This window comes from Kitasatospora sp. NPDC097691, assembly GCF_040302665.1.
Lineage (GTDB): Bacteria > Actinomycetota > Actinomycetes > Streptomycetales > Streptomycetaceae > Kitasatospora.
On record NZ_JBEORY010000006.1, the window covers coordinates 34490 to 47512 of the forward strand.

General features: G+C 73.9%; 11 protein-coding genes. 5 read left to right on the forward strand and 6 right to left on the reverse strand.

The window, feature by feature from the left end; all coding sequences use genetic code 11:
• Positions 1-88: 88 nt before the first annotated feature.
• The 3 genes from ABTY56_RS06090 to ABTY56_RS06100 all read right to left on the reverse strand — a co-directional run bounded on the left by ABTY56_RS06090 (position 89) and on the right by ABTY56_RS06100 (position 4966).
• Positions 89-2386 carry an ATP-binding cassette domain-containing protein gene (locus ABTY56_RS06090; protein ID WP_350627011.1) on the reverse strand — a complete coding sequence of 766 codons (2298 nt, stop codon included), beginning with the start codon at positions 2384-2386 and terminating at the stop codon, positions 89-91.
• A gap of 210 nt (positions 2387-2596) precedes the next feature.
• Positions 2597-2974 carry a DUF5132 domain-containing protein gene (locus tag ABTY56_RS06095; protein WP_350627013.1) on the reverse strand — a complete coding sequence of 126 codons (378 nt, stop codon included), beginning with the start codon at positions 2972-2974 and terminating at the stop codon, positions 2597-2599.
• A gap of 300 nt (positions 2975-3274) precedes the next feature.
• Positions 3275-4966, reverse strand: a complete 1692-nt coding sequence (locus ABTY56_RS06100) for a DUF885 domain-containing protein (protein WP_350627015.1) — start codon at positions 4964-4966, stop codon at positions 3275-3277.
• A gap of 159 nt (positions 4967-5125) precedes the next feature.
• Here ABTY56_RS06100 and ABTY56_RS06105 point away from each other — a divergent pair, with 159 nt between their 5' ends.
• Entirely contained in the window at positions 5126-5551 is a 426-nt protein-coding gene (locus tag ABTY56_RS06105) for a hypothetical protein (protein ID WP_350627017.1), read from the forward strand.
• Between the two features lie 218 nt (positions 5552-5769).
• A complete protein-coding gene (locus ABTY56_RS06110; protein ID WP_350627019.1) occupies positions 5770-7071 on the forward strand; it encodes an NAD(P)/FAD-dependent oxidoreductase in 1302 nt (433 codons plus the stop codon).
• An 11-nt stretch (positions 7072-7082) separates the two neighbouring features.
• On the opposite strand, the gene ABTY56_RS06115 is transcribed toward ABTY56_RS06110, so the two are convergent.
• Complete coding sequence (locus ABTY56_RS06115; protein WP_350627021.1) at positions 7083-8165, reverse strand: alpha/beta fold hydrolase; 1083 nt, start codon at positions 8163-8165, stop codon at positions 7083-7085.
• A 227-nt stretch (positions 8166-8392) separates the two neighbouring features.
• Here ABTY56_RS06115 and ABTY56_RS06120 point away from each other — a divergent pair, with 227 nt between their 5' ends.
• Positions 8393-8833, forward strand: a complete 441-nt coding sequence (locus ABTY56_RS06120; RefSeq protein WP_350627023.1) for a hypothetical protein — start codon at positions 8393-8395, stop codon at positions 8831-8833.
• Positions 8834-9125: 292 nt separating this feature from the next.
• Positions 9126-9539, forward strand: a complete 414-nt coding sequence (locus ABTY56_RS06125; protein ID WP_350627025.1) for a hypothetical protein — start codon at positions 9126-9128, stop codon at positions 9537-9539.
• A gap of 86 nt (positions 9540-9625) precedes the next feature.
• Here ABTY56_RS06125 and ABTY56_RS06130 read toward each other — a convergent pair whose 3' ends face one another.
• Both ABTY56_RS06130 and ABTY56_RS06135 read right to left on the reverse strand, forming a co-directional pair.
• Positions 9626-10765 carry an ABC transporter substrate-binding protein gene (locus tag ABTY56_RS06130; RefSeq protein WP_350627027.1) on the reverse strand — a complete coding sequence of 380 codons (1140 nt, stop codon included), beginning with the start codon at positions 10763-10765 and terminating at the stop codon, positions 9626-9628.
• Positions 10766-11039: 274 nt separating this feature from the next.
• The gene (locus ABTY56_RS06135) at positions 11040-11669 is read right to left on the reverse strand and encodes a MarR family winged helix-turn-helix transcriptional regulator (RefSeq protein ID WP_350627029.1); all 630 of its coding nucleotides are present in this window, start codon (positions 11667-11669) and stop codon (positions 11040-11042) included.
• Positions 11670-11742: 73 nt separating this feature from the next.
• On the opposite strand from ABTY56_RS06135, the gene ABTY56_RS06140 reads away from it, so the two are divergent.
• Complete coding sequence (locus tag ABTY56_RS06140; protein ID WP_350627031.1) at positions 11743-13008, forward strand: MFS transporter; 1266 nt, start codon at positions 11743-11745, stop codon at positions 13006-13008.
• The last annotated feature ends 15 nt before the right edge of the window (positions 13009-13023 follow it).

A 13023-nucleotide genomic window follows, 5' to 3' on the forward strand; every position in this document is an offset into this window, starting at 1 on the left:
GGTACCTCCGAGGGTGTGGGCAGGCTTGGTGGGAGGGCGCAGGGCCGCGCCGCCCGCGGTGGCGTCACGCGGGCGCGGCGTGCTGCGGTCAGGCGGCGAGTTCGCCCGCCTGGAGCTGCCAGAGGGATGCGTAGAGTCCGTGCCGGGCGACGAGTTCGTCGTGGGTGCCCTGTTCGGCGACGATGCCGCCCTTGTCCATGACGACGATCCGGTCGGCGTGGCGGACGGTGGAGAGCCGGTGGGCGATGACGACCATGGTCCGGTCGGCCGCGAAGACGCGGAGCGTGCGTTGGATGGCGGCCTCGGTCTCGTTGTCCACGGCGGAGGTGGCCTCGTCCAGGATCACGACCGGTGCGTCCTTCAGGATCGCCCGTGCCAGGGCGATCCGTTGGCGCTGGCCGCCCGAGAGCGCGGCGCCGCGTTCGCCGATCAGCGTGTCGTAGCCGTCCGGCAGCGTCGCGATGAAGGTGTGTGCCTCGGCCATCGCGGCGGCCTCCAGCACGGCCTCGTCCGAGGCCTCGAAGGTGCCGTAGCGGATGTTGTCGGCGATGCTGCCGTCGAAGAGGAACGGGTCCTGGGCGACGAACCCGATCGCGTGGCGCAGGTCGTGCCGGGGCAGGTCGCGCACGTCCCGCCCGTCGAGCAGCACGCTGCCGGACTCCGCGTCCTGGAAGCGCATCAGCAGCTTGGCGACGGTCGTCTTGCCGGAGCCGGTGGCGCCCACGATGGCGGTGGTCCGCCCGGCGGGGATGGTCAGCGAGAGGTCGTCCAGCACCGGCGGCCGGCCGGGGTAGGCGAAGGTCACGTCGTCGAGGACGATCTCGCCCCGCACCTTCTCCGCGTCGAGCGGTCCGCCGGTGCCCTCGGTCTCCACGGGCAGGGCGCGCAGCCGCTGCACCCGGTCGTAGGCGGCGAGCGTGCGCTGGTACTGGTCGACGATGCCGCCGATCCGGTTCATCCGGAACAGCACCATCTGGGGCAGTCCGATCAGCGGGCTGAACACCTCGAACCGGAGGGTGCCGTCGAGCACCGCGCGACCGCCGATCAGCAGGGTGCCGGCCATCGAGGCGGTCGTGCAGGCCCGGACGGTCTCGGCGTGGCGGATCGTGCTCCGGGCGGTCTGCCGGTTGCTCTCCTGGACCGCGTCGCTCAGTCCGTCGATGCGTTCGGCCTCGTAGTCCTCGGTGCAGAAGCTCTTGACGGTCGCACCGGCTTCCAGCGTGTTGACCAGCTGGCTGTGCAGCCTGGCCCGGTTCTCGCCGGAGGCGGCGTAGTCGGCCGCGACCTTGTCCTGGTAGTGGAGCGACAGCCAGGCGATCACCGGGATGGGCAGGAACGCGATCCAGGCGATCTGCGGGGCCAGCAGCAGGAACGCCGGTACCAGGAGCGCCAGGCTGGTGCCCAGCTGCAGCACGTCACTGGCCGAGCCCGCGAAGAACGTGCCCAGTTGGCCGACGTCCTCGGTGAGCGCGCCGGCGACCCGGCTGGTGCGCTCGCCCTCCAGGTGTCGCAGTTCGAGGTGCTGCACGTGTCCGAACGTCCGGTTCCGCCAGTCGTGCTCGATGTCCTGGCCGAGCCCGCGCCACTGGAGGTTCGAGGCGTACGACAGGCCCGCCACGGCGGCGCAGGCGGCGGCCACCAGCCCTGCCAGTCCCCAGAGTTGGGCGGAGGCGGTGGTCAGGCCGAGACTGACCAGCGGTGCGGCCTCGCCCTTGATGAGGACCAGTCCCGTCCAGCCGAGGAAGGTGCCGAGCGCCATCTCCGAGACCTGGCAGGCGACCGAGAGCGCGCCGGCACGGTAGAGCCGCTTCCGGTGCGGTCCGACGATCTCCAGCAGGGGGTGGTGTGCGATTCCGGTCGCGGACGGGTCCCGGGTCGTCTCGACCGTTCTGCGCCAGGCCTTCCGGACGACGGCCGCGGTCGCGGCAGCGACCCCGCCGAGTGCCACCAGCTGCTTGCTCACCGCCGACCCGCGGACCAGGGCGATGCCGGCCGCCACCCCGCCGCCGACGGCGAGGACGGGGCGCACGACGAGGCCGCGGTCCGGGCGTGCGGCCGCTTCGGCGGTCGGTCGGGCCGATGCCGCGGGCCGCGTCCTGGCCGGACCCTCCGCGACCAGGGCGACCGCCCTGCGCACGATCCGGCCGATGTCCGCGGCAGGCATCCGCACGTCGTGTCGGACGAGGACGCCACCGGTGACCGGGTTGACCTGGACCGCGGTGATCCCGGGGACGCGGCGCAGGACCGCGGCGAGGACTTCGGCCGACCGGGGCCGTCCGAGAACCAGCTTGACGTCCCAGCGCTGGCGGCCCGGAATGACCGAGCGCGGGCTCGCGTCCGAATCCACGGGGCGGAATCCGGCTGCGGCACCCAGCAGAGATGGCATGTGTACGATCACCTGTTTGAGGAGGTCACGGGTAATCCGTCGACCGGCGCGGAGGAATTGTGCGCGCGGCGGACTACTGCGACGGAGTGGAAATTTCGAGAGAGGGCAGGAGTGGGGCCGAAAGGCCCACGGCCGACCGCCGCGTGGACTCGCCTTCCGAGGTCGGTCGGAAGACGCGGCCAGGCGGCGGCCCGGCCGCGAATCAGGGCGTCACTGCGCCTTTCCGGTGCCGGTGCCGGTGCCGGCGCCGGCGGTCGCCCGGATCCTCGGGTGCCTGACCTCGCCCTCGGCCCGGCCGGCGGCCTCGCCCTTCACACTTCCGGAGGCTTCGGCCTTCCCGCCGGTCGAGGCCTCGCTCTCGACGGGCCGAGGGCCCTCATCGGAGGCGGCCTGCGCCGCCATCATGTCGGCAGCCACCTCGGCCGCGAGGTCGTGGATGTTCTCCCCGGCCTCATGGGCTGCCTTCTTCACCTCCAGGACGACACCGACGGACGTCTTGACGACACCGCGCACCAGCGGCTTGAGGAGGCGCTTGGCCAGTGGCGCGACGATGAGACCGATCAGGAACGGCGGAACGACGGGCGGCATGATGTTCCAACCTCTCTACGCAGACGTATGACAGGGGGACCCGGAAACCGTGAGCACCGGAGCAGCGCACAACCGGGCAGGACGGAAGCATTTCACTTCGGATTCCGAGATTCACCTACCGAACCGAATTCCCGGCCACCGGCATCCGCCGCCCAATCTCTCGGCCACCGTAGTCGAACCGTGTCAGTCAATGCCAAACAGCCCTCCGCTGGTTCACCCTTGCGAGTGTTCGTGCTCATTCCGTTCGACGCGAGGCGCGCCGCACGTCGAATGAATGAAAGGGATAATCAGATTTAAGAATCAATGGATGCGGAGTTCGCGCGCCACCCGCCGCCGCAGGGCGGGAAACGGCAGCGCGCCGCCCCCCAGCACCGCCTCGTGGAAGACCCGCACGTCGAACCCGGCACCCAGGCCCGCCTCGGCCCGCGCCCGCAGCCCGCCGAACTCCAGATAGCCCGCACGGTAGGAGAGCGCCTGCCCGGGCAGGTCCGTCGAGTACCGCAACAGGTCGGAGGCGATCTGGCCGTCCGCCTCGGTGGAGTTGGCCCGCATGAAGTCCCGGGCCTGCGCGAGGCTCATCGTCCCGAGGTTGAGCCCGGTGTCCACGACGAGCCGCTGCGCGGTGAACCGCTCCTGGGCGAGGCGCCCGTACGCGTCCCACGGGTCGTCGTAGAGCCCCATCTCCCAGCCCAGCCCAGCCGCGTACTCGGCCCAGCCCTCCATGAACGCACCGAACTCGGCCGCCTCGCGGCGCAGTTGCGGCAGGGTGCGGTCCTCCGCCTGGCGGGCGAGGTGGAAGTGGTGCCCCGGCGCCAGCTCGTGGTAGATCAGGGAGGCCGAGCCGATCAGCGATCTGCCGTCCAGGCCCGACCCGTTGTAGCGGTAGCGCCCGACCGGACTGGCCGCGGTCGGCAGCTCGTAGTACCCGAAGGTCATCCCCGGCTCCAGTGCCGGGTCCAGCCGGGCCAGCCCGTACGGGGCGGCCGGCACGGTGGCGAACCACCCCGGCAGCAGAGGGGCCAGCCGGTCGAGGTGGCCGCGGAACCGGGCCTCGACCTCCTCGGGCGTCCGGGCGTACAACCGGGGCTCGGACCTGAGCCGCTCGTGGAACTCGGCCTCGGAGCCGTGGAAGCCCAGGGTCGCGCGCACCTCCCGCATCCGCTCGGCGAGTTCGCGGCACTGCTCGCGGCCGAGTTCGTGGAGCCGCTCGGGCGGGGTGTCGCCCCCGGTGCCGGTCCGGACGAAGTCCCGGTACGCCTCCTCGCCGCCCTCGTAGCGCGCCCAGCCGACCTCCTGCGGTGCCGCTCCCCGGTAGACCGGGTCGTCGACGAGGTCGAGCAGCCGGTCGAAGGCGGGCGTCAGCTCGGTCTCCACCAGCCGCCGTACGCCGTCCCGGAGACGTCCCCGCTCGGCCGGCCCCAGGCCGCCGAGCCGGTCGTCCGCCACCGTCACCCGGGCCGCCGCGGACGACCGCAGGCCCTCGACGGTGGCCCGCACCCCGGCCAGAGCGGGTGCGGGCACCCGGAAGCCGCGCGCGGCTTGTCCGGCCACCTTGTCGCCGATCGAGCCGACCACCCGCGCCAGTTCGTGCACCAGCGTCAAGTAGCTTCCGGTGTCGCCTCGTTCGGCGAACCGGAAGGAGCCCAGGACCGCGTCGACGTACAGCGACAACGGGAACAGCCGGTACGGCGTGACGGCGGACGTCAGCCAGTACCACCGGCGGGCCCGCAACTCCTGCTCGGCCAGCGCCTCAAGGACGGCCGCGGTGTCGGCGTCCGCACCGGACAGCTCCGCACCCTCGAACACCCGGACCCGGCCCAGCACTCCCTCCGCGAACTGCGCCCGCTCCTCGGCCTCGGCGAGCGACGCCCCCGGCAGCGTCTCGACCGGGAGCCCCTGACGGACTCGCAGCAACGGATCCCGCTCCAGCAGGAACTCCCAATAGCCGTCGGCCAGGCGACCGACCTCGTCCCCCGGTTCGTTCGTCCTCATGCCGACATCCTGTCCAGGACGGACCGCCAGGTCACCCAGCCGGCGGCACCCGGGCCGCGACACCCCTCGAAGGAGTGAATCCGGACCCCCGCCTCCGCTGCCACCCGCCGTCACCCACCGCTGCCACCCGCCGCAGACGCCTCCTGGCATGCTGGTGAGATGAACGGTTTCCAGGATCGAGAGCCGACTGATCCGCTCGCCGCCGCGGACTCTCCCTCGTGGAGCGTCCGGGCCGCTGCAGGACGTCGGCTGGCGGCGGCCCCTCGGATCGAGGACGTCGCCGATGTCCTCCACCGCCTCCTGCTCGACGATCAGGACACTGCGGTGACCTCGGAGACAGCCGTGGCCCTGTTGGCACGCGGGGACCTGCCAGGTCTGCGTGCCGTGCTCGCCGCACGAGCCGATGCCGCCGACCAGGGAACCGCCGACCAGCTCAGCGCGGAGCTCGACTGTGACCCGCGCTGGATGACCGGCAACGGGGCCGGCGAACTCATCCGGCAACTCCGGGCGCTGACGTCGGACACGGATCCACGGGTTCGCGACGAGGCCCAACGGCGACTCTCGCTCCTACGGAAGGACGACTGACCTGCGGCGGCCGCCCTGCCGCGAGGCGGCGCCGCTCATTCGAACATTCCGTCTCCGCAGGCGAGTTGAATCGCCACCGTCGACACCCGGTGGCACCATGACGGCATGTCCCGTCGCCCCCTGCCGCCCGACCGGCCCGGGTTGCCGCCCGACACCGCGCCGAGCACGCGCACACCCCCGCCTGACACGCGCACGCCCCCGCCTGACGGGAGGCCGTCATGACCGCCGGCCGACCGGACGCGGTGGTGGTCGGAGCAGGAGTGATCGGCTCCGCCATCGCCCTCGAACTCGCGCGCACCGGCCGGCAGGTGGTCGTCGTGGACAAGGCGGGCGCCGCGGGCCACGGCTCCACCAGCGCTTCCAGTGCGATCATCCGGTTCAACTACTCCACCTTCGACGGCGTCGCCACGGCCTGGGAGGCACAACACCTCTGGACGTCCTGGCCCGACCACCTGCGGGCCACCGGCCACCGCCCGCTCGCCGCGTTCCACCGCACCGGCGCCGTACTGCTCGACTCCCCGGACGTCGCACCGTCCGAGGTCGCCGCCCTGTTCGACCGGGCCGGCGTCCCGTACGAGCGGTGGGACACCCCGACCTTGCGCGGCCGCGTCCCCGGGATCGACCCCGGGCGGTACTGGCCGCCGAAGCCGGTGGACGACGACGCCTTCTTCGCCGGACCGTCCGGTGAGCTCGGCGCCCTGTTCACCCCGGACGCCGGGTACGTCGACGACCCGCAGCTCGCCGCCCAGAACCTCGCCGACGCGGCGGTCGAGCTGGGCACGGACTTCCTGTTCCACCGGACCGTGGTGGCCGTCGACCGGCAGGCGGACCGGGTGACGGGCATCCGGCTGGCCGACGGCGCGCGGATCGCCGCACCGGTCGTGGTCAACGCCGCCGGCCCGTGGTCGGGCGGCCTCAACCGGCTGGCGGGGGTCGGGAGCGACTTCACGATCGGCGTGCGCCCGCTGCGCGAGGAGGTCCACCAGGTCGCCGTGGGCGGCCACGCCGCCGGCCCCGCTCCCGTGGTCGCCGACCTCGACCTGGGCACCTACCTGCGCCCCGCCTCCGGCGGGCACCTCCTGGTCGGCGGGACCGAGCCGGACTGCGACCCGCACGAGTGGATCGACGATCCGGACCTCGCCGACCCCCGCCCCACCGCCCAGCGGTTCCGGGCCCAGGTCACCCGGGCCGCGCGCCGCTTCCCGGAGATCGGCGTCCCCGGCCGCCCGCTCGGGGTCGCCGGGGTGTACGACGCCGCCGACGACTGGACCCCGATCTACGACCGCACCGCCCTCGACGGCTACTACGTCGCCATGGGCACCAGCGGCAACCAGTTCAAGAACGCCCCGCTGGTGGGCCGACTCCTGACGGCCCTGATCGACCTGGTCGAAGCCGGTCACGACCACGACGGCGACCCGGTCCGCTACCGCTGCGAGCACACCGGCAGCGTCGTGGACCTGGGCTCCTTCTCCCGCCGGCGCCCGGTCCGGCCGGACCCCGCACGGACGGTCATGGGCTGATCAGCGGACGGTCACGGGCTGATCACCCGCAACTCCCGCACCAGCTCCCCGACCACGTCGACCACGAACCCGGGCACCTCGTGCGGGAAGTCGTGGCCCGTCCCCTCCGGCGTGTGCACCAGCCGGGACGCCGACGACGCCGCCAGGTACCGGACCCTGCTGCGGAGGTAGAAGCGGCTGATCCGCTCGGCCTCGGCCGCGTCCCGGGCGCCGGCCAGCACCGCCTCACCGCCGGTGAGGTCCCGCGGTATCACCAGCACCAGCGGCAGGTCCCCGAGGTCCCCGTCGTACACAACGGTCTCCCAGCCCACTCCCGCCAGCCCGGACGGCGACAACTCGGCGAAGATCGACGCGGCGGCGCAGCCGTGCCCGGCCGGGCTCCCGGGGCCGCGGTGCGCACCGAACAGCTGCCGCACCACGGCGAGCAGGACGCCGCGGCGCATCCTCGTGAGCTGCCGACCGGACGGAGCGAAGGCGATGACCTCCAGGGGCGTCGGATCCAGCAGCACGACGCCGGCCACCAGATCCGGCCGACGCCTGGCCACGTTCGCGACCAGTAACCCGCCGAAGGAATGGCCGACGAACACGAAAGGAGCCCGCTCCCCGGCCCCCTCCAGCGCCGCCAGCAGCTCCTCCGCCTCGCCCGCCGTCGTCCGCGGGAAGGACCCGACATCGCTCCAGCCCGTCCCGAGGCGGTCGACCAGCACCGACCGGGCCCGGGCCGCCGCCATCGCGTGCAGCTCCCGGAAGTCCTCGCCCGGGGCATGGCCACCGGGCATCCAGACCACCGTCGGCCCGCCCCCGGCCTCCCCCTCGGCGAGGACGTGCATCCGGTGGCCGCCCACGTCGACCAGCCGCCCCGGCGGCGGATTCACCCGTGCCTCCCCGGCCACCTGCACCAGGTGTCGCACGGCCCCCGCCGCCAGCAGCACACCGACAGCCAGCGCGAGGCCACCGAGCGCCACCGCCCAGGCCGCCCCCACCCCGAGCAGTCCGCCACCCACCGCCACCACCAGCAGCGCGAGCGGCACCCCGAGCCAGTCCCGGCTCAGCGCGGCGAGCAGGAGGTTCGCGATTCGTGGTTCCCGTCGCATCGGCCCTCCGCAACGGCACTCGACAACCGATCCCTGCCAGCTGTTCTTCCCCCGTCCGGCCGCCCCGACGCCACCCCGTGCTCTCCGCAATCGCGCGAGAACGCACCGCACATGAAACGCGCCGCACACGATCAGGGGCCGGGAGCCACCGCGGCGCCCCGGGCACCGCCGCCGGGGCCGCCGCCGGGGCAGGCCTACCCTGATCCAGGACAAGGGGAGGGCGGGGCGTGGAACTGACGGTGCGCGACAAGTGCTGGATGGCCGCAGTGGCGTTGATCGGGGTCGGGGTGGCGGCGTGCTACGCGGCGTGGGGTGGCGGAGCGGCTGAATCCGACTATCCGCTCCGGTACAAGCGGCGGGATGCTTCGGTCCTGCGCCGCATCGCGCTCGCCGACCCGTCCACGAAGAACACCGCCGTGGCGGCGGACGACCGCACGATCACGATGGAGGTCGCCTGGAGCGGCTGCGACTACAAGCCCGACCTGGTGGCACGGGAGACGGACAAGCGGGTCACACTCCTGCTCAGGCGCCGCGACGCTTCGGGCCCGAACATCGGCTGCGAGGACGGCGGCATCGCCGAGCTGAAGGTCGTCCTGCCGCGGCCACTCGGAGCCCGTGCCCTGACCGACGCCCTCACCGGCGAACCCGTTCCGCACAGCCACGCCTGACAACAGCCCGCACGACGCCGCCGAAGCCGCAGGCCGGGCCCCGACCTCGGCCAGGCCCCGTCCGCACGTGCGCCCCGGTCCGGCTCCGGCTCACTGCCGGACATTCCTCCGTGCGGGAGCGGGGGCCGGGGGCCGTGCGGCGCACGGGGGTTGAGAGGATCGCGGCATGGAGTTCGACGACGGTGCCCGACCGGGTGACCACCCGCAACGGACCCGGCACCCGGCTCGTTGATCCCCCGTGCCCACCGGGACCGACCCCGCGGGCGCACCGCCGGCAGACGAAGGGGACCGCATGCACCAGGTCGTCACCAGGGCCGCGGCGCTCGCCACCGCGGCGGCCGCCGTCCTGCTCGCCACCGCCGCACCGGCCGTGGCCGCAGGCCGCCGCAGCAGCGACGCCTGCACCCACAACTGGTCCGGCCCGCAGGTCTGCATCGCCATCGACGGGCACGACGACTGGGCCCGGCACCTGACGGTCACCTGGACGAACCCGGGCCGGGCCCGGCAGTCCACCGCGGTCCTCCACGAGGGCGACCACCAGGTCGAGGTCCACGAGCGGATGACCGGCACCGCCCGCGACGGGAGGATCACCGCGGAGTGGACGGACATCGAGGTCGCCTGGGGGCGGCTGTGCGGCTCCTTCACCGACACCCCGAACGTGTGGGCCTGCGTCGACATCCACAGCGGCGGCCCGTACTCCTCCTGACCCGCAGCCGCGGTCCGTACCCCTCCTGACCCCGCAGCGCCGGACCGGACCCGGAGGCGCGGGCCGGTCGGCGCCTCCGGGTCCGCTCAGCCGGAGTGCAGGACCCGGAAGCGATCGGGCGCCGCAGGGTCGCGGTCGACGACCTGGACCGGCGGCCACGCCCACTGCCAGACGTCGATGCCCGGCGTGCGGGAGAACCGGATCCGCCCGCGGGTGCCCTCGACGGCGACGTGCGGCCAGGCTTCGGCGATGCGCGCCCGGTCCGTACCGTGCGAACGCAGCACCTCGGCGAGAACGGTGACCGTGTCGTAGCCCTCGAAGGCGACGAAGGAGGGCGCTTCGCCCAGCCGCTCGCGGAGGGCCGCCTCCACGCGCGTCCCCAGGGGGCCGAGTTGCTCGGGCAGGTAGCGCAGGAACGGAATCGCCGCGCCGTCGTCGCCCAGCAGCGCCGCCCATGCGGCGAACTCCGGCTGCCCGGCCGGAGCACCGATCAGGACCTCGGCGAGGCGCCGGTCGCGGCGGACGGACCTGACGATCGGTACGGCCGGATCCGGCTGGCCGACCAGGAGGAGGAGGGCCGTCGCACCGTGCCGGACGAGTTCGTCGCACACGGCGTCGGGCGCGAGCGCGGCCGCGTCGAGTTCGACGACGGTGCCGCCGTGCGCAGCGACGTGCTCCCGCAGGATGCGGGTCCCGGCCGCCCAGTAGGCGCTCGGCTGCACGGCCACGGCGATTCGACGGTGGCCCGCGCCGAGGAGGAAGTCCGCGTAGGTGCGCCAGCCGTGCGACTGCGCCGGGCACAACCGCGCGACCCACGGCGTCGGCTGTTCGGTGAGCGCGTCGAGCACCGCCGACGAGCAGAGGTACGGCAGGCCGAGGGCGTCCGCCCTGGCGGCGACGGCGCGGGCGACGACGCTGTGGTACTCCCCCGCCAGGGCGGCCACGCCGAGGCCGGCCAGTTCGTCCACGGCCGCCTCGGCCCGCTGCGGATCGGCGGCGGTGTCCCGGACCAGCAGTTCGAGCGGCCTGCCGGCGATCCCGCCGCCGTCGTTGACCTCGCGAACGGCGGTTTCGAGCCCGGCGAGCACGTGCCGTCCGGCCTCGACCCAGCCGGGCCGGGTCAGCGGCACGAGAGCGCCGATCCGCACCGGTGATCGGTCCGATCCGTCCGGTCCGTCCGGTCCGTCAGTCTGCGCTGCTCCGGACGACGATGGTGACGTACTCATGCGTGGGCGTCTCCCGCCTGACGATCCTGACGATCCTGATGGTTCTGACGATCCGGTCGCAGGGAGCGCGGGCGACGTCGGCGCAGTGGCGAGGCCCGGTGGTACGCGTCCGTCCCGCCCCGCCGCGGCGTGCGCACCTACGTGATCATCCGGACATTGCATCCATCACCACCGCCGCCAGGCAAGCGAATTAGGGCGGTGGCCGCGCCGCTGCCGGTGACCAGGCCCCGCCGCCCCGGCCCGACGGCCGTCTGCCCGCGCCGTGTCCGCGGGGTCAGTCCTCCAGCCCGGCCAGCAGGTCGCGCAGCAGGTCGTTGAGCTGGGCGGACCGCTCGGGGCCGAGGGTGTCCACGGCGCGGCGCTGGACGGCGACGCCGGCGGCCACCGCCGCGTCGACGGTGGAGCGGCCCTCGGGGGTGAGGGTGATCCGCAGGCCGCGGCGGTCGTTCGGGTCGGGGGAGCGGGTGACCAGGCCGGCCCGTTCCAGCTTGTCGAGGCGGCCGGTCATGCCGCCGGTGGTCAGCATCAGGGTGGCGGTCAGCTCGCGGGGCGAAAGCGAGTACGGCTCGCCGGAGCGGCGCAGGGTGGCCAGGACGTCGAACTCGCCGCGCCCGATGCCGAAGGGGGCGTACGCGCGCTCCATGCGCTCGCCCATGCCGCGGGAGAGGCGGTAGATCCGCCCGAAGGCCTCCATGGCGTGCAGGCTCTCGGCCAGGTCGGGCCGTTCCTGGCGCCACTGGGTGGTGATCGCGTCCACCGGGTCGGCGACCGCCGGGTCGGCAGTGGCGGGGTCGGCAGTGGCCGGGCCGGCAGTGGCGGCGGCCGGGTCGGCGGCGGAGGCGGCAGCGGCGGAGGCGCCGGCGGTGCGGGGCGGGCGCGCGGTGGAGTTGGTGCTGCTGGTCATGGGTTCAGTGTGGCACAGGATTGCTTGCCAGGAAGTGTCTTGACTCTCATTAGCTTGCTGCTAAGTTACTTGCATGCTTTCAAAAAGGAGCCCGGGCTTCCCCGGCGAACGCAGCCTGATGACGGCCCTGGCCATCGACGCCCTCGGCAACGGCATGTACGTGCCGTTCAGCCTCGTCTTCTTCCGCCACGTCACCGGCCTGCCGCTGACCGTCATCGGCCTGGTGCTCACCGTCACCGGCCTGCTGGCGATGGTCGCGCTGCCGCTGGTCGGCACCGCCGTGGACCGGTTCGGCGCCCGCCGCATGCAGATCGCCCTGCACCTGGTCCGGGCCGCCGGGTTCGCCGTCTACCCCTTCGCCTCGGCGCTGCCCGCCTTCGTCGCCGTCACCCTGGTCACCGCCGTGGCGACCCGCGGCTACCCGGCCGTCCAACAGGCCAGGATCGGCGAACTCGCCTCCGGCACCGGCCTGGAGCGCATCAACGCCCTCAGCCGCAGCCTCGCCAACGCCGGCCTCGGCGCCGGCAGCATGCTCGCCGCCCTGCTGGTCGGCCTGGCCGGCGACGGCGGCTACACCGTGGCCGCCCTGCTCAACGCCGCCAGCTTCCTGGCCGCCGCCGCCCTGGTCCGCCGCGTGCCGGACGCCCGCCCCTCCGCGACCCCCGCCCGCACCTCCGCACGGCCCGACACCGCCCAGGTCGGCTACCGCGCGGTCCTGGCCGACCGGCCGTTCCTCGGCCTGGCCACCGCCAACCTGCTGATCTCCCTCGGCTACGCCTCCCTCGCCGTACTCCTCCCGGTGTACGTGACCGGCGTCCTGCACGCCTCCGCCTCGCTGGCCGGCCTCGCCTTCGCCGTCAACACCGTGCTCTGCGCCGCCCTCGGCGTCCCCGCCGGGATCGCCGTCCGCCGCTTCGCCACCCGCAACCGGGCCGCCGCGACCGGCGCCGCGCTGTTCGCCGCCGGATTCCTCGTCCAGGCCGTGCTGGTGCCCGCCGCCGGGCGCTTCACCACCGCCGGGCTGCTGGCCGTGGTGGTCGTGGTCACCCTCGGCGAGATCGTCCACAACCCCGCCGCCTCGGCCCTGGTCGGCGACACCGCCCCGGCCGCCGTCCGAGGCCGGTACATGGCCACCTACCAGCTCTCCTGGTCGCTCTCCGCGGCCCTCGCCCCCTCCCTGCTCACCGGTCTGCTGGCCCTCGACAGCCGGCTGCCCTGGCTGGTGCTGGCCGCCACCGCGCTGGCCGGCGGCGCCCTCCTGCTCCGCCTGGAGCGCCGACTCCCGGCCCGGGCCGTCCGCCCGGAACCGCAGCGGGCCGACCTGGCCACCGCGGCCTGACCGGCGGCCTGCGGC